Source organism: Spirillospora sp. NPDC052242 (assembly GCF_040679555.1).
GTDB lineage: Bacteria > Actinomycetota > Actinomycetes > Streptosporangiales > Streptosporangiaceae > Spirillospora.
The window spans coordinates 81,141-102,396 of the sequence record NZ_JBFAUZ010000026.1 but is presented as its reverse complement, the minus strand read 5'-3'; the positions used below and the strand labels follow the sequence as shown (position 1 = coordinate 102,396).

Sequence of the window (21,256 nt, the reverse complement as noted above, 5' to 3'; positions counted from 1 at the left end):
CCGCGGGCGCGCCCGCCCCGGAGGGGGCCCCGTTGGGCGGGGCGGTGGCGGCGGAGTGGCGGAAGCTGCGCACGGTCCGCTCCACCTACGGCGTGCTGGGGGCGGCCTTCGCGTTCTCCCTGTTCACCGTGCTGCTCGCGTTGCAGCTCGCCCGGACCTGGGACGGCCTCGGCCCGGACGATCGCGCGCTGGTGGCGATCCGCCCGGTGCTGGAGCTCGCCGGGTGGGTGGGCGGCCTGTGCCTGGCGATCCTCGGGGTGCTGAGCGTGACGTCGGAGTACCGGACCGGCATGGTGCGGCTGAGCCTGGTCGCGGTACCGCACCGCGGGAGGTTCCTGGCCGCGAAGGCCCTGGTGGTGGGGGCGGTCGCGCTGGCCGCGGGACAGGTGACGACGGTGGGGGTCTTCCTCGCCACCCGGCCGGCCGTCGGCGACCGCCCGATCGCCGACCAACGCGCGGCGATCGTCGAGGAGCTGCCCGGGTTCGCCGTCTCCGGGCTGTCGGTGGTGGCGTTCGCGCTGTTCGGACTGGGCCTCGGCGTGCTGCTGCGGTCGGCGGCCGGGGCGATCGCGGGCGTGGTGCTCGTCTGGCACGTGCTGCCCGTGGCGGTGTTCCAGCTGCCGAGCCCGTGGGACGAGCGGGCCGGATCCGTGATGCTGAGCGGGCTGCCGGCGCAGATCTCGGGACGCGGCGCCGAGTCGTCCATCTACGGTGAGCTGCTGCCGCCGGTGGCGGCGTCGGCCGTGCTGGCCGCGTACGCGCTGGTGCCGCTGGCCGCCGGGACGCTGGCGCTGCGGCGCCGGGACGCCTGAGCGGCGGGAGGGACGGCCCGGGCGAGGGACCCGGGAGGACGGCGGCGTCCGGGCACGGGCGCCGCCGTCGGCGGTGCCGGCTCAGCCGACCCGCAGGTTGGTCATCCGGACGGCGAGGCGGGAGCGCAGCAGCGCGATGGCCTCGGCGAGCCGCGGCGCGGCGGCCTGGGCCCGCACGATCCGGCCGTCGATCTCGATGACGGCGCGGGCCAGCGCCGGGCGGGGCAGGGCCGGGTCGGCCACGACGCTGAGCGTGACCTGGACGGACGTGACGGCGCCGTGGGCCTTGGCCAGCGCCTCGCCGACGGCGCGTTCGGCCGCGCCGCGCTCGTGCGCGGTGACGTCGCCCGAGATCAGGAACCGGATGTCGGGTCGCTCACAGGTCGCGTTCATGATTCCCCCAGTTCGGTCGGTGGTGGGCCGGAATCCGGGCGAGCGCCGCACGGGACATCGCTGCCGTCCGCTTTCGCGGCGCGCGTGCGCTGCGCCTCCGTACCAGTGAACGCCGGAACCGTCGAAAGTACGCCCGGCCGCAGAGAGACCTTCGTCACCGAGGCGGGCACCTGCGGCGACGCGGACGAGATCCGGATCACGCCCGGACGCCGGCCCGCGCGGCAGGACCGCCGCCGGGCCCCCGGACGATCGGCGGCGCGGCCTCACGTATTGTTCAGCAGACCGCCGGACGCCCGTCATTATCGTTTCGCACGGGACGGTACGGAAATCACCGCCGATTGGTCGACTGCGACACCCGAGAACGCCCGGCAATTCATGTGCCATCAGGGACGCGCCGCCATCGAAGCGGCCATCGAAGCGACGCCCGAAGCGGTCACGGAAGCGGACGCGGAATTGGCGCGCGGGCGCGCCCGTCCGGCCGCGGCGGCCACGGTCCGCCGCCGTACCGCCACCGACAGCGTCGAACGACCCCGTGGTCACGCTCCAAACCGCCCTTCCGTGATCGGTGCGGCGAAGGGACGCGTTGGCGCGGCATAGGCGAGAGGAGTATCGTCTGCGACTCCGAACGGCGGGACCGTCCGTACTTCGAGGCGTACGGCACCGCGCTGCGCTGCCCGTTCCGGCACGATTGGGAGATTACGAAGACGCCTTTTCCGTACTTCCCAAAATCGTGCTTCCATCCTCTAACATAGGGCGGTGCCGTTCCGCCCCGCGCAGACCCGTCGACTGGCTGGTGACCCCCTTGCCCCAGGATTCAGCTGTCCCGACTCCTCCGGCCGAAGATGATCCGGCCGGACGGCTGATCGACTATCCGCGGCGCGGCGGTCCGACCGTCCTGCGCATCCTGCTCGGCGCGCAGCTCCGCCGCCTCCGGGAGGACTGCGGCATCTCCACCGAGCAGGCCGGGTACGAGATCCGCGGCTCCCATTCGAAGATCAGCCGGATGGAGCTGGGCCGCGTCGGCTTCAAGACCCGCGACGTCGCCGACCTGCTCACCCTCTACGGCGTCACCGACCCCGGCGAGCGGGAGCAGATGCTCGAGCTGGCCAAGGAGGCCAACACGCCGGGCTGGTGGCACCGGTACGGCGACGTGCTGCCGAACTGGTTCGAGGCGTACCTCGGGCTCGAGGAGGCCGCGTCCCTGCTGCGCTCGTACGAGCTCCAGTTCGTCCCGGGCCTGCTCCAGACGGAGGACTACGCCCGCGCGGTCGTCCGCCTCGGGTTCCCCGACGCGTCGGAGGAGGAGGTCGAGCGGCGGGTCTGGATCCGGACGACCCGGCAGCAGCGGTTCACCGCGCCCAGCGCGCCGACGCTCTGGGCGGTCCTGGACGAGGCGGTCGTGCGGCGCCCGCTGGGCGGGCGCGACGTCATGCGGCGCCAGCTGCGGCACCTGATGGAGATGTCGGAGCTGCCGAACGTGACCCTGCAGATCGTGCCGTTCGGCGCGGGCGGGCACGCCGCGGCCGGCGGCCCGTTCACGATCCTGCGGTTCGCCGAGCCCGGCCTGTCCGACGTCGTGTACCTGGAGCAGCTCACGAGCGCGCTCTACCTCGACAAGCCCACCGACGTCGACACCTACATGCGCGCGATGAACAACCTGTGCATCACCGCGGCGCGCCCGGACGACACCGGCGGCCTGCTGAGCGGCGTCCTCAGGGACCTGTGACCGGCCCGGTCCCCGTGATCGCGCATCGGCGGGCGGGCGGCGGGGAAGGTCGTTCGCAACGGCACGGAGCCACGGAAGGAGCAGGAGATGCTGTTCGGCAAGGAGCACGTCGACCGCTACCGGGAGACCGACGGCGCGGAGGGGCACGACTGGCAGGGGACGGTCACGCTGCTGCTCACCACGACGGGGCGGCGCACCGGGCTGCCGCGGACGTCGCCGCTGATCTACCAGCCGGAGGGCGACGCCTACCTGGTGGTCGCGTCCAATGGCGGCGCGGACGAGCCGCCGCTGTGGTACCTGAACCTGCAGGAGAACCCAGAGGTCCAGGTGCAGGTGAAGGGCGACAAGTTCACCGCGCGGGCCCGCACCGCCATGCCGGAGGAGAAGCCCGGCTTCTGGAAGAAGATGGCCGCCACCTGGCCCCAGTACGACGAGTACCAGACGAAGACCGACCGCGAGATCCCCGTGGTCGTCCTCGAGCGCGTCTGAGCGCGGTCGCCTTTCCCCGCGGTGGCGGGCCGTGTAGCGTCGGCCTGGAACATCCGTTCGACCGCCGTCCGTCCGAGGCCGCCGAGGTGCACAGTGCCGACGTCAGAGGTGCCGACGTCAGAGGTGCCGACGTCCGACATGCCGACGTCACGGTCCGCTGACATCGCCGCGGGCGGGCGCGACGCCGGGCCGCCCGCGCGGCTCCTGCGCCGCTGGGAGCTCGGGCCGGACGCGCGGTTCGCCGACCCCGGACCGGACGGCGCCGCCTACCGGCGGTCCCGGCGGGTCGACACGGCGAACGGCGCGTACCTGCTGAAGGAGCACCCCGCCCCCGACCGGCGGCGCATCCTGTTCCGGCACCGGATCACCGCCGCGCTCGACGAGGCCGGCCTGCCCGTCCTCGCGCCCGTCCCGGCACGGAACGGGCGGACGCTCGTCACCGCCGCCGGCCGGGGATACGAGCTGTTCCCCTGGGCCGGCGGACGCGGACGGGACGGGCTGGAGCTGACGTTCGCGCAGTGCGAGGAGCTCGGCGGGCTGCTGGGCCGGCTGCACGCGGAGATGGAGCGGCTGACGCCGCCGGTGCAGCAGAGCATGCTGGTGCCCGCGCCGCGCGCGGCGGACGCCGCGGCGGCGGTCGAGACCATGCTGGCGACCGTCCCGCGCGACGGCGGCGGCACCGACTTCGACGCGCTGTCGGAGCGGCGGCTGCGGGAGCGGCGGGCGCTGCTGGACGAGTTCGCCGACCACCAGCCGCCGGACGCGGAGGTCTGCACGGTCGGGCACCTGCACGGCTCGTTCCACGGCGGGAACCTCCGGTACGGCGGGTCGGGGAACGTGACCGCGGTCCTCGGCTGGGACGGTCTCACGACGGGCCCGGTGGCGGGCGAGGTGGTGGGGGCGGCGGCACGGCTGTTCGCGGGCGAGGACGACCGCGGCCTCGACCTCGACCGGGTGCAGGCGTTCGTCCGGGGGCACCGCGCGGCGTTCCCGCTCGACGCGGGGCAGATCCAGTCGGCGGTGCACCGGGCGTGGTGGGAGCGGCTGTGCGACGTCGCCCCGCTGCGGCAGCGCTACCTCGGCGAAGACGGGACCGGCGGGGCCGCCGCGCCGGACGCCGTGGCGTCGCCGCCGCAGGATCGCGGCCACGCCGCGCTCGTGACCTGGTGGTCGGCCCACCTGGAGCGGACGCTCGACGCGTTCGCCGCGCCGTACGCGCCGGGCGCCGGAGACGGTGCGACCGCCGACGCCGGCACCGACGTCCCGGGTGACGAGCACGCCTACGGCTGACGACCGCGGCCACGGCCGGCCGCGCGCCGCGCGCCGCCCGTACCGCACGAATTCGTACCGTTCAGTTCGGATAGGAGACGATCATGACCGAAGTCGCCCTGCTCGGAACCGGGATCATGGGCACCGCGATGGCCCGCACCCTGCTGCGCGACGGCCACCGGGTCACGGTGTGGAACCGGACGGCCGCCCGCGCGGAGCCGCTGCGCGCCGACGGCGCCGCCGTGGCGCCCTCCCCCGCCGAGGCGGTGACCGGCGCCGAGGTGGTCATCACCATCCTCGGGGACGGCGAGACGGCGCTGGCGGTCATGGCCGACGCGGCGCCGGGCCTGCGCCCCGGGCAGGTCTGGGCGCAGATGGGCACCGTCGCCGTGGACGACGTGCCGCGGCTGGCCGCCCTGGCCGCCGAACACGGCGCGACGTTCGTGGACGCGCCCGTCCAGGGCACCAAGCAGCCCGCCGAGCAGGGCAACCTGGTGGTCCTGGCCGCGGGGCCGGAGAAGGCGCGGCCGGTGCTGGAGCCGGTGTTCGGCACGCTCGGCAGCCGGACGCTGTGGCTGGACGAGGACGGTTCGGCCGCCGCGGGCACCCGGCTGAAGCTCGCCGCCGTCAGCTACGCGATCTCGCTGACCTCGGTGATCGCCGAGTCGGTCGCGCTGACGCGGGCGCTCGGGCTCGACCCGGCCCTGCTCGGGGAGGTCCTCACCGGCGGCCCGCTCGACAACGCGTACCTGCAGGTGAAGATGAAGGCGATCGTGGAGGACGACCTCGCGCCGAGCTTCGCCGTCCGCACCGCGGAGAAGAACACCCGCATCATCCACGACGCCGCGGCGGCCGCCGGGATCCGCGTCGACGTCAACGACGCGGCGGGCGAGCGGTTCCGCCGCGCGATCGAGCAGGGCCACGGCGACGCGGACATGGCCGCGACCTACCACGCGAGCTTCCCCGGCTGATCGACGCCGGCCCGGAAACGTTCGGTTCCGGGCAGGGGCCGGTTCCGGGGCGGCACGGGCGCCGGGCGAGGATGGGGCCATGGAGGTTTTGAGCAGCCGGATCCTGCTCCGCCCGGCGGACGCGGAGCGCAGCCAGCGGTTCTACCGGGACGTCCTTGGGCTCGCCGTCTACCGGGAGTTCGGCCCGCCCGATTCCCCCGGCGTCGTGTTCTTCCTCGGCTCCGGGTTCCTGGAGGTGTCGGGGCACGGCGCCGCCGAGGACGGGTCGGCCGCGATGATATGGCTCCAGGTGCGGGACGTGCGCGCCGAGCACGAACGGCTCACCGCGGCCGGGGCGCGGATCGTCCGGGAGCCCCGGGAGGAGCCGTGGGGGCTGGTGGAGATGTGGATCGAGGACCCGGCGGGCGTCAAGATCGTTATCGTGGAGGTGCCGGAGGGGCATCCGCTCCGCCGCGACACCCGCTGACCCCGTCCCTCCCCCGGTGGCGCCGATGGCCGTGAGCACGGCAGACGAGTACTGGAACCACAACACCCACTACCACCCGCTCGTGCTGCGCGGCGTTCCGCGCGGCTGCCGGGAGGCGCTGGACGTGGGGTGCGGCGACGGGCTACTCGCCCGCCGGCTCGCGCCCCGCGCGGCCCGCGTCACCGGGCTCGACCGGTCGGCGGAGATGATCGAGCGCGCGCGGGCGCTGAGCCGGGACGCGGGCAACGTCCGGTTCGTCGAGTCCGGCCTGCTGGAGTACGACCTGCCGGAGGCCCGCTACGACTTCGTCTGCAGCGTCGCCGCGATCCACCACATGGACTTCGCCGCCGCGCTGACCGCGATGCGCGACGCCGTCCGTCCGGGCGGGACGCTCGTGGTGGTCGGCCTCGCGAACAACGCGGGCCTCGGCGACCTGCTGTACTCGGCGGCCGGGCTCCCCGCGCACCACTTCCACCGCGCCCGTCACCGCAGGATCGCCGGAGATCCCGGCGCTCCGGTCACCGACCCCGACATGACGTGGGCGGAAGTACGCGACGGGGCCCGGCGGGTGGTGCCGGGCGTCGTGTTCCGCCGCCACCTCCTCTGGCGGTATTCGCTGGTGTGGCACAGGCCGAACCCCTCTCCCGGACATCTCGGAGAGACCGCCGGATAACGCGCCGAAATACTGGAAAACCCTGGAATTGTCTGGGACCTCCTGTACCGTCTGCCGCATGTCCCGCTCCCCCGGCCCGCCCACCCCCGACGCGCTCGAGGCCCGCATCGCCGAGCTGCGCGCGGGCGTGCGCCGGGCGATGGCGGCCGGGGACCGGCGGGCCGCCCGCGAGCTGCGCGGCGAGCTGCGGTCCGCCGAGGACGCCTGGGACGATCTCGTCCTCGGCGACGGCGCCGACACCGCGGACGCCGGAGACCTCGTCGACCTCCGCGCCGCCGCACCGCGGCGCTCGTCCGGCGGACGGGCGCCGGCCGCGGCGTCCGGAAAGGGCGGGCGCGCGAAGCAATCGCCGAAGGGTTCCGCGAAAGGCACCGGCAAGGGCGGCGCGAAGGGCGCCAAGAGTCCCGGAAAGGGCTCCGGAAAGGGCTCGCGCCGGGGCCTGCTCCCGGTCCGCGAGCAGGTGCACCAGGCGCTGACGCTGCTCGGCGTCCCGTCCGCCCCCAAGCTCGTCGGGACGGTGTACGCGGCGTTCTTCCCCGGCGAGATCGCGGCGGGCCGGCTGTCGAGCCTGCGCCGCGACGAGGAACGCTCGTTCCGCACCGCGCCGTACGCCCGGCCGTACTACCTGTGCGCCGCGCTCACCGCGGACCTGCTCGCCCCCGCCCGCGGCCTGCTCACCGTCAGCACGTGGCCGCTGGAGCGCCGCATCGTGGGCCCGCTGAGCCCGCGCACCGATTTCCTGACGTCCGCGATCCGGCTGGCCGAGCACGCCGATGCCCGGCTGACCGGGCGCGGCGAACCGAACCCCGACGTGCAGCGGCTGCTGTGGCGTTTCGCGTCCAACATTCCCGGTGCGGTCGACGGTACGGTCGGTACAGTCGATCCGGCCGTGCTCGCCGAGGCCGCCCGGGAGGAGCTGGAGGTGCACCGGGAGGCGGACCGGCGGCGGCGCGAGTCGGCCGCCGGGCGCGCCCTGGACCGGCTCGACGACGCGGAACGGCTGTTCGGCAGCCGGCTGCGGGCCCTGCAGGACGCCCCACGGCGCCCTGCCGTCAATGGAGAGACGGACCGATGACCGAGACCGCGCCGGACCTGGACCGGCTGCGCGGCGGCGCTCCCCCGCGCAACCACGACGCACGCACGATCGCCGCGCTGACCGGCAATCCCGGTTGCGCCCGCCGCGGGGTGATGGACGCGGCGGGGGTCGACAAGGACGCGGTGGCGCGGGCGCTCGGGTTCCCGGCGCCGTTCGGCCAGTCGCAGTTCGCGATCACGCGCGGCAACGCGTTCGAGGCGCAGGTGAAGGCCGACGGGTGCGCGGAGCTGCTGACGCTGCTGCGCGACCGGCTCGGGCTCGCCGTCCCGGAGGTCGCCTACGACGACCTCGAGGTGGTCGCGGGCAACGAGGGCCGGGAGCTGCGGCACACCCGGACGCGGCGGCTGCTCGCCCGCGCGCTGGAGTCCGGCGAGGGCACGCTGTTCGACCATCCGCTGCTGCGCCTCGACATCGCCGGGCAGCCCGCCTACCTGGAGCCGGACGTCATCGCGTTCCAGCTCGCCGGACGCCTGCACGTGATCGAGATCAAGTCGTTCGCGGTCGTCGACGGGCAGGCCGAGCCGGAGCAGGTCGCGGCGGCGGCCAGGCAGTCGGCGGTGTACGTGCTGGCGCTGCGGCGCCTGGTGGAGGAGCTGGGGCACGACCCGGCGCGCGTGTCGCACGAGGTGTTCCTCGTCTGCCCCGAGAACTTCTCGAACCGGCCGACGGCGACGCCGCTGGACGTCCGTCCGCAGCTCGCCGTCCTGGAACGGCAGCTCGCCCGGATCACCCGCATCGACCGCATCCTGGACGAGCTCCCGGACGACCTGACGTTCGAGCCCGGCGACGCGCTCGCCGAGTCGGTACGGGCGGTCGAGGCGCGGTACGCGCCCGAGTGCATGGCGGGCTGCGAGATGGCGCTGTTCTGCCGCGACGAGGCGCGGGCGTGCGGGGCGACCGGCGCGCTGGGCCGCTCGGTCCGCGACGACCTCGGCGGCGTGGACGCGATCGGCACCGCGCTGGCGCTCGCCGACGGCGTCCTGACGCCGTCGGACGACCTGGCCGAGACCGCCGAGCAGCTGCGCACCGCGGCCCGGCTGCGCGCCGAGGCGCTGGCCGGAGCGGCGCAGGGCGCCGCGTGATCGGCACATGAGCGCGCTGTCCTCGCTCGCCCGCCTGCAGGCGGCGGCCGCCGGGATCGCGCAGCCGCTCGCCACCGTGCGGCACTGCCACGTCTCGGCGGCGCCGCTGGTGCTGATCCCGCTGCGGCTCGCCGGGGAGGCGGCGGCGCCGCTGGCGATGATGCTCGGCAGCGACCGGGACGACCCGTCGCTGCTGGTCGTCCCGCAGCCGCGCAACCGCGACCTGCGGTTCGCGTTCGCCGCCGAGGCCGCCAAGCTCGTCCTGAACCACATCGAGACCAGCCGCGGCCCCGTCGAGACGCTGGCGCCGAGCAGGTCCGCCGCCAAGTCCGGGGAGGTCGAGGAGCGGATCCGGTACGGGGACGCGCCGCAGGTGCTGGTGCCGAACCGCGGCGGCGTCACGTTCCTGCGGCTGCTCGGCCGCTCCACCCGGTTCCGCAGCACGGAGGGCCCCTACGCGGTGGACCCGGCGGTGCCGGTGCTCGGCCGGTGGCTGACCTGGTTCGCCGACCGGTACGACCATCCGGGGTCGTCGCTGCTGCTGGCCATGACGGAGACGCTGCGGCTGCACTGGGCGACCGGGCAGAGCTCCCTGGAGGACGGGAACCTCGCGGCGCTGCTCGGCTGGATCGACCCGCCGGACGGCATGGACGGCCCGGCCGCCGCCGCCCGCGCCGAGGACCCGGTGACGTGCCCGCCGGCGGGGCCCGCGACCGACCCGACGTTCGACAACGAGGTGCTCGCGCCCGCGATCGCCGCCTACGACCGGTCGAACGGCGCGCCCCGCACCGAGGAGCGGCTGCGCGCCGCCGTCGCGTCCCAGCTCACCCCCACCTGGGACCTGATGTGGGGGGCGGCCGACCTGCTGCGCGCGCTGCCCGAGGGCGCGAGCGTCCCGCGCCGCTGGGAGCGCGATCGCGACGCGTTCACCTATTACCACCAGACGTTCGGCGAGGCGTATCCTCAGGCGCGCCGCGACACGCCCGTCCGGGCGGCGCGGCGCCTGCACGATCTGGAGCGCGCGCAGGACGCCTACGAGGCGCAGCGCGCGTTCGACGACCCGCTGGTCATGGCCGAGCACCGGCTGTCCGGCCAGGCGTTCGGCGGCGTCGTCACCGAGTGCGACCCGACCCGCCTGGACGAGACCGGCAAGCGGCCGAAGCTGCGCCCGTACCTGCGGGTCGCCACCGAGGACCCGGTCCGGCTCGACGTCGGCACGACCGTGTGCAACGCGGCGCGGCCCGCGCTGAAAGGGAGGATCGTGGAGTTCGGCACGGGCGGCGTGCTGCTGGAGCTGACCGGCGGGATGGGCCGCAAGCTCACCCCGGAGCCCGGCGTGGTGCCGCAGGTGGGCGAGCGGGTGTGCTTCACGTCGCTGACCGAGGGCTCGTTCGGGCAGGCGAAGTTCCCCGACCGGGAGGACACGCCGTGGACCCACGGCGGCCCGCCCGAGGACTACGTGCCGACCGACGAGGACGCCGAAGAGGAATGGTCATGACCACGGGCGAGACGACGGACCGGATCGCGCCGGGGACGCGCCGCCTGACGCCGGTGCCGTCGCCCGCCCCCGCGCCCGCGGGACGTCCGGGGGCCGGGGCCGCCGGGGTCCCGGCGGAGGACCCGGGGAAGGCGGCGGCCCGCGTCGTCGACGCCGTCCTGGCGGACCTGTCGGGCTCCCACCGCGGCGTCGTCGTCGACTCCCCGCCCGGCGCGGGCAAGTCCACGCTGGTGGTGCGCGCCGCCGGGCACCTGGCGGACGCGGGCGAGCGGCTGATGATCGTCGCGCAGACCAACGAGCAGGTCGACGACCTCATCGAGCGGATCGCCGACGCGCATCCGCGGCTGACGATCGGCCGCCTGTCGGCGTCGCAGTACGTGCCGTCCGAGCGGGTGCTGGCCCATCCGCAGGTGCAGGTGCGGCAGAAGGCCGGGGACCTCGCCGAGCAGGCCGTCGTGATCGCGACGGCCGCGAAGTGGGCGACGCTGTCGGGCGGCTCGTGGCCGTGGGCGATCGTCGACGAGGCGTACCAGATGCGCTCGGACATGCTGCTGCGCATCGCCGGGCGGTTCGAGCGGGCGCTGTTCGTGGGCGATCCCGGCCAGCTCGACCCGTTCTCCACGGTCGAGGTCGAGCGCTGGGCGGGCCTCGCGTGGGACCCGATGCGCAGCGCCGTGTCCGTCCTGCTGGCCCACAATCCGGGCCTGCCGGTCCACCGGCTGCCGGTGTCGTGGCGGCTGCCCGCGTCGGCGGCGCCGGTCGTGGCGGACGCCTTCTACCCGTTCACCCCGTTCCGGGCCGGGACGGGACCGGACGACCGGCGGCTCGAGTTCTCCGCGGGCGGCATGGGCACCACCTACGACCGGGCGCTGGAGGAGGCCGCGGCCACCGGCTGGGCGCTGTTCGAGCTGCCCGCCCGGCACACGCTGCGCACCGACTCCGAGGCGGTCCGGGCGACGGCGGCGCTCGCCGTCCGGCTGCTGCAGCGCGGCCCGGTCGCGCACTCGGAGAAGGGGACGGCGCAGGTGGACGCGTCCCGCGTGGCGATCGGCGCGGCGCACCGCGACCAGGTCACCGCGATCCGCGCCGCGCTCGGCCCGCACGGCGCCGGGATCACCGTCGACACCGCGAACCGCCTGCAGGGCCGCGAGTACGACGTCACGGTCGTCCTGCATCCGCTGTCGGGCCGCCGCGACGCGACCGCGTTCCACCTGGAGTCGGGGCGGCTGTGCGTGCTGACGTCCCGGCACCGGCACGCGTGCATCGTGGTGGCGCGGGCGGGCATCCCCGAGCTGCTGGACGCCCACCCGTCGGCCGAACCGGTCCACCTCGGCGTCCCGGTGAAGTTCCCGGACGGGTGGGAGGCGAACCAGTCGGTCCTCGCGCACCTCTCCCGGCACCGGATCGCGGCGGGCTGACGGCGGCCGGCTGACCGCGGCTACGCGGGCCCGGCGGTCGCGGCCCAGCGGCCGTTGTTCCGGGTGATCGTGATCGGGTGGTCGAAGCATTCGCTGACCGCCTCGGTGGTGAGCACGTCGGCGGCGGCGCCGGACGCCAGCACCCGCCCCTCCCGCAGGAGCAGCGCGTGGCTGGTGCTGGTCGGCAGCTCCTCCAGATGGTGGGTGACGAGCACGGTCGTCAGGTCGGGCCGGTCGGCGCGGAGCCGGTCGATGCTGGCGAGCAGCCGCTCCCGGGCGGCGACGTCCAGTCCGGTGGCGGGCTCGTCGAGGAGCAGCAGCGGCGGGTCGGGCATCAGCGCCCGCGCGATCAGCGACCGGCCGCGCTCGCCTTGCGACAGGTTCGGCCAGCGGGCGTCGGCGCGGTGCGCCAGGCCCATCAGCGCGATCAGCTCGTCGGCGCGGCGCAGCTCGCCGTCGGTGGGCGTCCAGCGCGGCACCAGCTCGATCGTGCCGGTGGCGCCGGTGAGGACGATCTCGCGGACCGTCCGCGCCGACTCCAGCGGGTGCCGGGGATTGACGTGGCCGATCATCGTGCGGATCCGCTGCACGTCGACGCGGCCGAGCCGGTGCCCGAGGATCTCGGCGGAGCCCCGCGTGGGGTGGGTGTAGGCGCCGAGGATGCCGAGCAGGGTGCTCTTTCCGGCGCCGTTCGGCCCGAGCAGCGCCCAGTGCTCCCCGCGCAGCACCGTCATGGTCACCTGATCGAGCAGGAGCCGCCGCTCGCGGACGAGATCGATCTTGTCGGCGTTCAGGACGACGCCGGGCACGGCGGGGGGCATCGGGACCTCCGTTCGGGATGCGGGCGCGCACGACGGGGCGTGGAACACCGGGTCACGGGGATCTGAACCGCGGGACGCGCCGGGGCGGACGGACGCGGGCGGAGGCCGGGGTCGCCGGGCGCGGGCGTCGAGGAAGATCTTCAACTTATCCGAACCGCCCGACACCCGGGTACAACGGGAGCGCTCGGACGGATACTGTGAGAGCCGGTGCCTCAGCGATCAGGGGAGGGACATGGAGGACATCGGCTTCATGTGCGCCCGCTGCGGCGGCGAGGTGCACGACGTCACGCACAACCGCGAGGGATCGCTCGACGGCGTCGGCTACCGCCACAACCGCAGGGTGGAGCCGTGGGACCACGAGCTGGAGCTCGCGGTCGGCGAACCCGCCGTGCAGGACCGGGCGTGCGACTTCTGCGGGGGTCCGGAGACGAGCTGGCTGTACTACCCCACGCTCGACCCCGAGGACACCGACATGTTCGAGGTCGAGCTGGACACCACGCACCTGTCGGACGACGACACCGCGGTCGCCGTCCTCAACATGCTGTACCCGTGGTACGCGTGCGACACGTGCTCGGTGCTGGTCGCCGACCGCAACGTCGACCGGCTCATCGCCCGCGCCCTGGACCGCACGCCCGTCCGCCCGGACGGGCCCGTGGACGAGGAGACCGTCCGGGCGCGCCTGCGGGGCTCGCTGTCGGTCTTCTTCACCACCCGGCCGGGCCGCCCGCAGCCGTCGCGCGCCGTCTGAACCGTCGCCCGCCGGCCCGTTCCGCCATTGCGGACGGGGTCGGCGCTTCGGACGTCCGACCGGCTCATTATGATCGGTCCCGTTTTTGCGGCGGATCGTGAGCACGGGGGAAACGGCAAGTGATCATCGAGAGACGGTTCCACGGCCCGGACGAGTCGGGCAACGGCGGCTACGTGGCGGGGCTGCTGGCGAAGCGGGTGCCCACCGACACCGTCACGGTGACCCTGCGGCAGCCTCCGCCGCTGGACACCGAGCTGACCGTGACGGCGGAGGACGAGCGCTGGCACAGCGTCCGGCTGTGGGACGGCGAGCGGCTGATCGCCGAGGCGCTGGCGGGCGCGATCGTGGTGCCGCCGGTGCCGGGCGTCTCGTTCGAGGAGGCGGAGCGGGCCGCGGAGAAGTACCGGGCGGCGGGCGGCAACCCGTTCCCGGGCTGCTTCGTGTGCGGCCCGGACCGCGAGCCGGGGGACGGGCTGCGGCTGGAGCCGGGGGCGGTCGCCGAGGACACGGTCGCGACGCCGTGGACGCCCGAGGAGGTTCCCGGGCGGGAGCTGGTGTGGGCGGCGCTGGACTGCCCGGGCGCCTGGTCGTTCGACGTGGCCGAACGGCCGGCGGTGCTCGGCACGATGACCGCGCAGGTCTCCGACGTGCCCGCCGCCGGGGAGCGCTGCGTCGTCATGGGCGCGACGCGCACCCGCGAGGGCCGCAAGACGCACACGGCGACGGCGCTGTACGGGGCGGACGGCCGGCTGCTGGGCCGCGCCGAGCAGATCTGGATCGAGATCGACCCGGAGCGGTTCGGGAGCTGATCCGGGGCCCGGCGGCCGGGCGTCCGTGCCGCCGGGCGGGCCCGCGGGCGCGGGTCACGGGCCGGTGAACAGGGGGTCCTCCCGGTCCGAGCCGTTCACGGTGCGGCCCTGGTCGGCGTGGGCGCCGTTCTGGCCGGGCACCGGGTAGGGCGTGGCGCCGGGGGTCCCGTGCGGTCCGGTCCCGCCCTGGACGGGGCCGCCGATCGGCGGCGGGCCCGGGGGCATCCCGGGCACCTGCGGGCCGTGCGGCTGGCCGTTCTGCATGGCGGTGCTCTGCATCTGCCCGCTCTGCATCCGGCCGCCCTGCGGGGCGCCCGACGCGAAGGTTCCCTGGGTGAACTGGTCCACCTGGCGGCGGGCGCGGTCGGCCTCGGCGCGGGCCGCGTCGCGCTCCTCGGCCAGCGCGGTGAGCGCGGCCTGCTGGTCGGCGACCGACTGCGACAGCTGCCGCAGCTGCGTGGCCTGGTCGTTCAGCCGGCCCGTCAGCTCGTCCCGCTCGGCCGCCGCGGCCTGCGCCTGGGCGAGCGCGGCGTCGCGGTCCTTGACGGCCTCGTCGGCGCGGGCCTGGACGCGGACGACCTCCGCCTCGGCCTCGGACTGGGCGCGCAGCGCGGCGCTGCGCTCGGCCTCCGCCTTGCTGGCGGCCTGCATCGCGCGCTGCCGCTGCGCCTCGGCGTCCCGCATGGCGTTGCGCAGGTCCTCGGCGCCCTGCTTGGCGACGGCCGCCTCGACGCGCTGCGACTCGGCGGCGCTCTCCGCCTCGGACACCTTGGCGTGCAGCTCGACGAGCTCGGCGCGGGCGCTCTCCAGCGCCGACAGCAGCTCGGCCTCGCGGGCGGCGACGCGGTCCCGCTCGCTCTCGGCGGCCAGCTTCGCGGTCATCGACTGCTGCGCGATCTGGTGCGCCTCCTCCCAGGCCTGCTGGGCGGCGTCCCGCTTCGCGGTCGCGAGCTTGGCCTCCTCGCGGGCCCGCTCGGCGTCCTTCTCCGCGTTCTCCGCGCGGTGGCGGGCGGACGTCGCCTCCTGCCAGGCCTCCTCGGCCCGGCGCTGGGACGCGTCCCGCTCGCTCTGCGCGATGGCGAGCTCGCGGGCGGCCTCGGCCCGCACCTCGGCGACGCGCCGCTCCACCCCGGCGACGCTCAGCTCGGAGGTCAGCGACTCGGCGAGCACGTCGGCGGCCTTCTCCAGCCGCTCGACCATCTCCCAGGTGGAGGCGACCTGCCCGGTGAGGCCCGGCGCGTCCCGGCCGCGCTCCCGGCGCTCGCGCGCCTCGCGCGCGCACGTGCCGTCGTCGTCCTGGCAGTAGCGGACGACGCGGGTCGCCCCCACCGGCTGCGGCACGGGACGCCCGCAGTTCGCGCACGGCCACACCGCGACGGGGTCGCCCATGCGGGCCACCGCCGTCTCCCCCGATCCCCCGGACGCGCCGACGTCGCCGCGCGGTCCCCCGGGGACCGCGGCAGAAGACGTCGCGGCCGTCTCCTGCGGGCCGCTATTGTCGCGCTCTTGGCTGTTAGGCATGGAATGAACGATACGCACTAGTTGGCGTGACCGCAGTGACTTGGGTGCCAGATGTGGGGCCGTCCACGACGCACCCGGCGACGGAAAACGGCCCGGACCGCCGATCCGGCGGCCCGGCCGCCGATGCGCCCGGAACGTCCCGTGATCAGGGCCGGAAGGCGTCGGTCGCCTCGATCAGCCGGTGCCGGACGCCCGGTTCGGACCCGCCGTGCCCCGCGTCCTCCACGATGTGGAACTCAGCTTCGGGCCACGCCCGGTGCAGTTCCCACGCCTGGTCGGGCGGGGTCTTCATGTCGTAGCGGCCGTTCACGATCACGGCCGGGACGTGCCGGATCCGGTCGACGCCCGCGAGGAGGCCCTCCGGCGGCAGGAACCCGCCGGCGGCGATGTAGTGGTGGCTGATGCGCGCGAACGCCAGCGCGGCCGCGTCGTCCAGATCCGGAGGCGCCACGGGCAGCAGCGTGTTGGCCGTCAGCTCCCAGTCGATCCACGCGCGGACCGCGGGCGTCCGGACTGCCGGGTCCGGGTGGCCGATGCGGCGGCCGTAGGCGGCGACCAGGTCGTCCCGCTCGTCCGCCGGGATCGCGTCGCGGAACGCCGCCCACTCGGCGGGGAACAGCCGCGACGCGCCGCCGGGGGCGAAGGCCCACGCCTCGTCCTCGGGGCGGACGAGGTAGACGCCGCGCAGCACCATCTCCGTCACGCGGTCGGGGTGCGCCTGCGCGTAGGCGAGCGCGAGCGTGCTGCCCCAGCTGCCGCCGAAGACGAGCCAGCGGCCGATGCCGAGATGCTCGCGGAGCCGCTCCATGTCGGCGACCAGGTGCGGGGTCGTGTTGCGCTCCAGCGGGACGGACGGGTCGCCGGCGTGCGGGCGGCTGCGCCCGCAGCCGCGCTGGTCGAACAGCACGACCCGGTAGGCGGACGGGTCGAAGAACCGCCGGTGGTCCGGCAGGAGACCGCCGCCCGGGCCGCCGTGCAGGAACACCGCCGCCTTGCCGTCCGGATTCCCGCAGACCTCCCAGTAGACCTCCTCGCCGTCGCCGACATCGAGGAGTCCGGAGTCGTAAGGCCGAACCACCGGATAAAACTCTCGCAACCCCATGTGTCCAGTCGTATCGGCTACTCGATCATGAGCGCAACCGGCCTACCATCGCGGGGTGACGGCGATCAGGTGCACGCAATGCGACGGCACGGAACTGGACCCGGGGTTCATCGAGGACGCCGGCGAGCACAGCAAGGGGTACGCCCGCTGGATCCCCGGCCCCCTGAAGCTCGGGATCCTCGGGGGCGCGAAGCGCTTCGGCAAGGACCGCTGGCAGATCGACGCGTACCGCTGCCGCGGGTGCGGCCACCTGGAGATGTTCGCCTCCGTCCAGGCGTACTGACCCGACGCTCCCGCCCCGGCGCGGGGCGGGAGGCGGGTCACAACTGGGCCATGGCCTTCCGGATGCGCTTGTCCGACACGGGGTAGCGCGTACCGAGCTGCTGGGCGAACAGGCTCACCCGGAACTCCTCGATCATCCACCGGACGTGCCGCACCGGCTCGTCCTCGCGGCGCGCCGGATGCAGCCGCTGCAGCGTCCGGCGGTACTCCTCCTTGAGCGCCTCGACCTGGCCCGCGAGCAGCCGGTCCCGGTTCGGGTTCTCCGGAAGCTTGTCGAGCCTGGCCTGGAGGGCGCGCAGGTAGCGGACGAGGTCGGGCAGCCGCGCCGCGCCCGTCGCGGTGACGAACCCGGGCCGGACGAGCGACTCCAGATGGCCGCGCGCGTCGGACAGCGCCGGGACGAGCGTGATGCTCTTCGTCCCGCGGATGCGGCGGTCGGCCTCGTGCGCCTCGGCCAGGATCCGCTCGACCTGCGCGACGATCTGCGCCGTCGCGTCGTGCAGGTCGGCGCGGACCCGGTCGTACAGGGCGCGGAACCCGGCCTCGTCCCAGGCGGGGCCGCCCGCCTCGGCCATGAGCCGGTCGGCGGCGGCGGTGACGCAGTCGTCGAACAGCGCGGCGATGGAGCCGTGCGGGTTGTGGCTGAGCGCCAGCTTGCCCTGGTTGGTGAGGCGGCTCTGGATGAGCTTCACCGGCGACGGCGCGTTCAGCAGGACGAGGCGGCGGGTGCCGCGCCACATCGCGCGGCGCTGCTCGGCCTCCGTCTCGTACATCCGGACGGCCACCGAATCGCCCTCGTCGGTGAGCGCGGGATACGCCTTGACGTCGTAACCCGCCTGCTTCCGCTCGTAGGTGCGGGGCAGCTCACCGATCGTCCAGTCGGTGAGGCCGGTCCGCTCGACGGTCGACGCCGCCTTCGACAGGGTGCCCCGCACCTTGCCCGCGAGGCGGCGCTTCAGCTCGTCCAGGTCGGTGCCCTCGCCGAGGGTGCGCTTCCCCTTCCGGCCGGGCTCGTCGCCGACGACGCGGAACGTGATCCGCAGGTGGGCGGGCAGGCGCGAGGGGTCCCACGCCTCCCGCGCCACCGGGACGCTCGTCAGCGCCGTCAGCTCGCGCTCCAGCGCGTCCAGGAGCGGTTCGCTGCGCGGCGCGACCCGGTCGAGGACCTTGCGGGCGTAGTCGGGCGCGGGCACGAAGTTGACCCGCAGCTGCTTGGGCAGCGACCGGATCAGCTCGGTGACCAGCTCGGCGCGCAGGCCGGGGACCTGCCACTCGAAGCCGTCCGAGCGGACCTGGTTGAGGACCTCCACCGGGATGTGGACGGTCACGCCGTCGGCGTCCGCGCCCGGCTCGAACTGGTACGTCAGCCGCAGCCGCAGCGGCCCCTGCTTCCACACGTCCGGGTAGTCGGCCTCGCTGACCCCGTCGGCGGAGTCGTTGATGAGCATCGACTTCTCGAACCCGAGCAGGTCGGGGTCGGTGCGGCGCGCCTTCTTCCACCAGGTGTCGAAGTGCCGACCCGACACGACGTCCGCGGGGATCCGGGCGTCGTAGAAGTCGAACAGCGTCTCGTCGTCCACGAGGATGTCGCGGCGCCGGGCGCGGTGCTCCAGCTCCTCGACCTCGTCGAGCAGGGCCCGGTTGTCGTGGAAGAACTTGTGGTGGGTCTCCCAGTCGCCCTCGACGAGCGCGTGCCGGATGAACAGCTCGCGCGACAGCGCCGGGTCGATGGAGCCGTAGTTGACGCGGCGGTCGGCGACGATCGGCACGCCGTAGAGGGTGACCTTCTCGTGCGCCATGACCGCGGCCTGCTTCTTCGACCAGTGCGGCTCGCTGTAGTTGCGCTTCACCAGGTGCCCGGCGAGCGGCTCGACCCACTCGGGCTCGATCTTGGCGTTGATCCGGCCCCACAGCCGGGACGTCTCGACGAGCTCGGCCGACATCACCCAGCGCGGCGGCTTCTTGAACAGCGCCGACCCGGGGAACACGGCGAACTTCGCGCCGCGCGCCCCGATGTACTCGTGCCCGCGCCGCGGTTTCTCGCGCTTGGCCGGGTCGCCGCGTCCAGCCCGCTCGGTCCGTCCGGGCGTGTCCATCAGCCCGATGTGCGACAGCAGGCCGGACAGCAGCGACACGTGGACGCGGTCGGGCGCGGCCTCGGCGTCGTTCAGGGTGACGCCGAGGGACTTGGCGACCTGCTTGAGCTGGCCGTGCAGGTCCTGCCATTCGCGGATGCGCAGGAAGTGCAGAAACTCGTTCTTGCACATCCGGCGGAACGCGCTGCCCGACAGCTCCTTCTGCCGCTCCCGCAGGTAGTTCCACAGGTTCAGGTACGCGAGGAAGTCGGAGGTCGGGTCGGCGAACCGGCGGTGCTTCTCGTCGGCGGCCTGCTGGTGCTCGGCGGGCCGCTCCCGCGGGTCCTGGATGGACAGCGCGGCGGCGATCACGAGGACCTCGCGGACGCAGCCGTTGCGGTCGGCCTCCAGGACCATGCGGGCCAGCCGCGGGTCCACCGGGAGCTGCGCGAGGCGGCGGCCGAGCGGGGTGAGGCGCTTGCGCGGGTCCTTCTCGGCCGGGTCGATCGCGCCCAGCTCGTGCAGCAGGTCGACGCCCGCCTTGACGTTGCGGCGGTCCGGCGGCTCGACGAACGGGAACGCGGCGATGTCGCCGAGCCCGAGGGCCGTCATCTGCAGGATGACGGACGCGAGGTTCGTGCGCAGGATCTCCGGATCGGTGAACTCCGGGCGGGACTCGAAGTCCTCCTCGGAGTACAGCCGGATGCACACGCCGTCGGAGACGCGGCCGCAGCGGCCCTTGCGCTGGTTCGCCGACGCCTGCGACACCGGCTCGATCGGGAGCCGCTGCACCTTCAGGCGGTGGCTGTAGCGGGAGATCCGGGCGGTGCCGGGGTCGACGACGTACTTGATGCCCGGGACGGTCAGGGACGTCTCCGCGACGTTCGTCGACAGGACGATGCGGCGCCCGCGGTGCGGCTGGAACACGCGGTGCTGCTCGGCCGCCGACAGCCGCGCGTACAGGGGCAGGACCTCGGTGGTCCCCCGCTGCCGCGCGAGGTGCTTGGTCAGCGCCTCCGCGGTGTCGCGGATCTCCCGTTCGCCGCTGAGGAACACCAGGACGTCCCCGGGGGCCTCGCGGCCCAGCTCGTCCACCGCGTCGATGATCGCCTGGATCTGGTCGCGGTCGGGGTCGGCGGACGGGTCGTCGGGGTCGGTGACCGGCCGGTACCGGACCTCGACCGGGTAGGTGCGGCCGGACACCTCCACGATCGGGGCGTCGCCGAAGTGCCGGGAGAACCGCTCCGGGTCGATCGTCGCGGAGGTGATGATCACTTTGAGGTCGGGCCGCTTCGGCAGGATCTCCTTGACGTACCCGAGCAGGAAGTCGATGTTGAGGCTGCGCTCGTGCGCCTCGTCGATGATCAGTGTGTCGTACTGCCGCAGCAGCCGGTCCGTCTGGATCTCGGCGAGCAGGATGCCGTCCGTCATCAGCTTGACGAGCGTGTCGTCGCTCGACCGGTCGGTGAACCGCACCTTGTACCCGACGGCGTCGCCCAGCTCGGTGCCGAGCTCCTCGGCGATGCGGTCGGCGACGGTGCGGGCGGCGAGCCGGCGCGGCTGCGTGTGCCCGATGGAGCCGAGCACGCCGCGGCCCAGCTCCAGGCAGATCTTGGGGATCTGGGTGGTCTTGCCGGACCCCGTCTCGCCCGCGACGATCACGACTTGGTGGTCGCGGACGGCCGCGAGGATGTCGTCCTTCTTCTGCGAGACCGGCAGCTCCGCCGGGTAGGTGATCGCCGGGACGGCGGCGCGGCGCCGCTCGACGCGGCGCTCGGCGGCCGCGACCTCGGCGGCGACCTCCTCGGCGACCTTCGCCCGCCGCGCGGCGTCCTTGATCTTCTCGGTGCCGTCGATGCGGCGGCGCAGCCTGCTGCGGTCGCGCGGCATCAGTTCGGGCAGGCGCGCGCGCAGGTCGGCGAGCGGCGATCTCACAGGCGTCCTCATAACCGTTGACAAGGATAGGCCGCGGGCGTCGCGCCCCTACCTCGGCCGGGGGCTCATC

Annotated in this window: 20 protein-coding genes; 15 read left to right on the top strand and 5 right to left on the bottom strand. The window is 74.5% G+C overall.

Translation table 11 applies throughout. The annotated features are described in order from the left end of the window. Positions 1–32: 32 nt before the first annotated feature. The gene (locus AB0L25_RS22195; protein WP_500174535.1) at positions 33–812 is read left to right on the top strand and encodes an ABC transporter permease; all 780 of its coding nucleotides are present in this window, start codon (positions 33–35) and stop codon (positions 810–812) included. 81 nt (positions 813–893) lie between these two features. Here AB0L25_RS22195 and AB0L25_RS22190 read toward each other — a convergent pair whose 3' ends face one another. Next, positions 894–1,205: a hypothetical protein gene (locus AB0L25_RS22190; protein WP_500174534.1), complete on the bottom strand. Its 312-nt coding sequence runs from the start codon at positions 1,203–1,205 to the stop codon at positions 894–896. A gap of 105 nt (positions 1,206–1,310) precedes the next feature. On the opposite strand from AB0L25_RS22190, the gene AB0L25_RS22185 reads away from it, so the two are divergent. From AB0L25_RS22185 to AB0L25_RS22135, 11 genes are all read left to right on the top strand, one after another. Beyond that, positions 1,311–1,802, top strand: coding sequence for a hypothetical protein (locus AB0L25_RS22185; protein ID WP_500174533.1), 492 nt, complete (start codon positions 1,311–1,313; stop codon positions 1,800–1,802). A gap of 262 nt (positions 1,803–2,064) precedes the next feature. Then, complete coding sequence (locus AB0L25_RS22180) at positions 2,065–2,931, top strand: Sco1979 family transcriptional regulator (protein ID WP_500174561.1); 867 nt, start codon at positions 2,065–2,067, stop codon at positions 2,929–2,931. Between the two features lie 87 nt (positions 2,932–3,018). Continuing rightward, positions 3,019–3,420: a nitroreductase family deazaflavin-dependent oxidoreductase gene (locus AB0L25_RS22175; protein WP_500174532.1), complete on the top strand. Its 402-nt coding sequence runs from the start codon at positions 3,019–3,021 to the stop codon at positions 3,418–3,420. A 138-nt stretch (positions 3,421–3,558) separates the two neighbouring features. Then, positions 3,559–4,710, top strand: coding sequence for a phosphotransferase enzyme family protein (locus tag AB0L25_RS22170; RefSeq protein ID WP_500174531.1), 1,152 nt, complete (start codon positions 3,559–3,561; stop codon positions 4,708–4,710). Between the two features lie 83 nt (positions 4,711–4,793). Beyond that, entirely contained in the window at positions 4,794–5,660 is an 867-nt protein-coding gene (locus AB0L25_RS22165) for an NAD(P)-dependent oxidoreductase (RefSeq protein ID WP_500174530.1), read from the top strand. A 79-nt stretch (positions 5,661–5,739) separates the two neighbouring features. Continuing rightward, positions 5,740–6,126 (top strand): VOC family protein, encoded by a 387-nt coding sequence (locus AB0L25_RS22160; RefSeq protein WP_500174529.1) that lies wholly within the window; start codon positions 5,740–5,742, stop codon positions 6,124–6,126. Between the two features lie 25 nt (positions 6,127–6,151). Beyond that, positions 6,152–6,799 carry a class I SAM-dependent methyltransferase gene (locus tag AB0L25_RS22155; protein WP_500174528.1) on the top strand — a complete coding sequence of 216 codons (648 nt, stop codon included), beginning with the start codon at positions 6,152–6,154 and terminating at the stop codon, positions 6,797–6,799. Between the two features lie 58 nt (positions 6,800–6,857). Then, positions 6,858–7,874, top strand: coding sequence for a hypothetical protein (locus AB0L25_RS22150; protein WP_500174527.1), 1,017 nt, complete (start codon positions 6,858–6,860; stop codon positions 7,872–7,874). After that, positions 7,871–8,977 carry a hypothetical protein gene (locus AB0L25_RS22145; RefSeq protein ID WP_500174526.1) on the top strand — a complete coding sequence of 369 codons (1,107 nt, stop codon included), beginning with the start codon at positions 7,871–7,873 and terminating at the stop codon, positions 8,975–8,977. The genes AB0L25_RS22150 and AB0L25_RS22145 overlap by 4 nt, the downstream gene beginning before the upstream one ends. Positions 8,978–8,984: 7 nt before the next feature. Beyond that, positions 8,985–10,475 carry a hypothetical protein gene (locus AB0L25_RS22140; RefSeq protein WP_500174525.1) on the top strand — a complete coding sequence of 497 codons (1,491 nt, stop codon included), beginning with the start codon at positions 8,985–8,987 and terminating at the stop codon, positions 10,473–10,475. Further along, entirely contained in the window at positions 10,472–11,893 is a 1,422-nt protein-coding gene (locus tag AB0L25_RS22135; protein ID WP_500174524.1) for an AAA domain-containing protein, read from the top strand. Before AB0L25_RS22140 ends, AB0L25_RS22135 begins: the two co-directional genes overlap by 4 nt. A 20-nt stretch (positions 11,894–11,913) precedes the next feature. Here the strand turns inward: AB0L25_RS22135 and AB0L25_RS22130 are convergent, their stop codons facing one another. Continuing rightward, positions 11,914–12,714: an ABC transporter ATP-binding protein gene (locus AB0L25_RS22130; RefSeq protein ID WP_500174523.1), complete on the bottom strand. Its 801-nt coding sequence runs from the start codon at positions 12,712–12,714 to the stop codon at positions 11,914–11,916. Positions 12,715–12,946: 232 nt separating this feature from the next. Here AB0L25_RS22130 and AB0L25_RS22125 point away from each other — a divergent pair, with 232 nt between their 5' ends. Continuing rightward, positions 12,947–13,462 carry a hypothetical protein gene (locus AB0L25_RS22125; RefSeq protein WP_378301868.1) on the top strand — a complete coding sequence of 172 codons (516 nt, stop codon included), beginning with the start codon at positions 12,947–12,949 and terminating at the stop codon, positions 13,460–13,462. Positions 13,463–13,581: 119 nt separating this feature from the next. Further along, complete coding sequence (locus tag AB0L25_RS22120) at positions 13,582–14,271, top strand: hypothetical protein (RefSeq protein WP_500174522.1); 690 nt, start codon at positions 13,582–13,584, stop codon at positions 14,269–14,271. 54 nt (positions 14,272–14,325) lie between these two features. Here the strand turns inward: AB0L25_RS22120 and AB0L25_RS22115 are convergent, their stop codons facing one another. Together AB0L25_RS22115 and pip are read right to left on the bottom strand one after the other, a co-directional pair. Beyond that, positions 14,326–15,660, bottom strand: coding sequence for a chromosome segregation ATPase (locus tag AB0L25_RS22115; RefSeq protein ID WP_500174521.1), 1,335 nt, complete (start codon positions 15,658–15,660; stop codon positions 14,326–14,328). A 277-nt stretch (positions 15,661–15,937) separates the two neighbouring features. Next, positions 15,938–16,888 carry a prolyl aminopeptidase gene (gene pip, locus AB0L25_RS22110; RefSeq protein WP_500174520.1) on the bottom strand — a complete coding sequence of 317 codons (951 nt, stop codon included), beginning with the start codon at positions 16,886–16,888 and terminating at the stop codon, positions 15,938–15,940. A 61-nt stretch (positions 16,889–16,949) separates the two neighbouring features. Between pip and AB0L25_RS22105 the strand changes: the two genes are divergently transcribed. Then, positions 16,950–17,177 carry a hypothetical protein gene (locus AB0L25_RS22105; protein ID WP_500174519.1) on the top strand — a complete coding sequence of 76 codons (228 nt, stop codon included), beginning with the start codon at positions 16,950–16,952 and terminating at the stop codon, positions 17,175–17,177. 37 nt (positions 17,178–17,214) lie between these two features. Here the strand turns inward: AB0L25_RS22105 and hrpA are convergent, their stop codons facing one another. Beyond that, entirely contained in the window at positions 17,215–21,198 is a 3,984-nt protein-coding gene (gene hrpA, locus AB0L25_RS22100) for an ATP-dependent RNA helicase HrpA (protein ID WP_500174518.1), read from the bottom strand. Positions 21,199–21,256 lie beyond the last annotated feature (58 nt).

What these genes read in the sequence shown, in the direction of transcription:
- AB0L25_RS22190 (WP_500174534.1), bottom strand. Translation starts at nt 1,205, where the DNA reads ATGAACGCGACCTGTGAGCGACCCGACATCCGGTTCCTGATCTCGGGC.
- AB0L25_RS22175 (WP_500174532.1), top strand. Translation starts at nt 3,019, where the DNA reads ATGCTGTTCGGCAAGGAGCACGTCGACCGCTACCGGGAGACCGACGGC.
- AB0L25_RS22170 (WP_500174531.1), top strand. Translation starts at nt 3,559, where the DNA reads ATGCCGACGTCACGGTCCGCTGACATCGCCGCGGGCGGGCGCGACGCC.
- AB0L25_RS22165 (WP_500174530.1), top strand. Translation starts at nt 4,794, where the DNA reads ATGACCGAAGTCGCCCTGCTCGGAACCGGGATCATGGGCACCGCGATG.
- AB0L25_RS22160 (WP_500174529.1), top strand. Translation starts at nt 5,740, where the DNA reads ATGGAGGTTTTGAGCAGCCGGATCCTGCTCCGCCCGGCGGACGCGGAG.
- AB0L25_RS22155 (WP_500174528.1), top strand. Translation starts at nt 6,152, where the DNA reads ATGGCCGTGAGCACGGCAGACGAGTACTGGAACCACAACACCCACTAC.
- AB0L25_RS22150 (WP_500174527.1), top strand. Translation starts at nt 6,858, where the DNA reads ATGTCCCGCTCCCCCGGCCCGCCCACCCCCGACGCGCTCGAGGCCCGC.
- AB0L25_RS22145 (WP_500174526.1), top strand. Translation starts at nt 7,871, where the DNA reads ATGACCGAGACCGCGCCGGACCTGGACCGGCTGCGCGGCGGCGCTCCC.
- AB0L25_RS22140 (WP_500174525.1), top strand. Translation starts at nt 8,985, where the DNA reads ATGAGCGCGCTGTCCTCGCTCGCCCGCCTGCAGGCGGCGGCCGCCGGG.
- AB0L25_RS22135 (WP_500174524.1), top strand. Translation starts at nt 10,472, where the DNA reads ATGACCACGGGCGAGACGACGGACCGGATCGCGCCGGGGACGCGCCGC.
- AB0L25_RS22130 (WP_500174523.1), bottom strand. Translation starts at nt 12,714, where the DNA reads ATGCCCCCCGCCGTGCCCGGCGTCGTCCTGAACGCCGACAAGATCGAT.
- AB0L25_RS22125 (WP_378301868.1), top strand. Translation starts at nt 12,947, where the DNA reads ATGGAGGACATCGGCTTCATGTGCGCCCGCTGCGGCGGCGAGGTGCAC.
- AB0L25_RS22115 (WP_500174521.1), bottom strand. Translation starts at nt 15,660, where the DNA reads ATGGGCGACCCCGTCGCGGTGTGGCCGTGCGCGAACTGCGGGCGTCCC.
- hrpA (WP_500174518.1), bottom strand. Translation starts at nt 21,198, where the DNA reads ATGAGGACGCCTGTGAGATCGCCGCTCGCCGACCTGCGCGCGCGCCTG.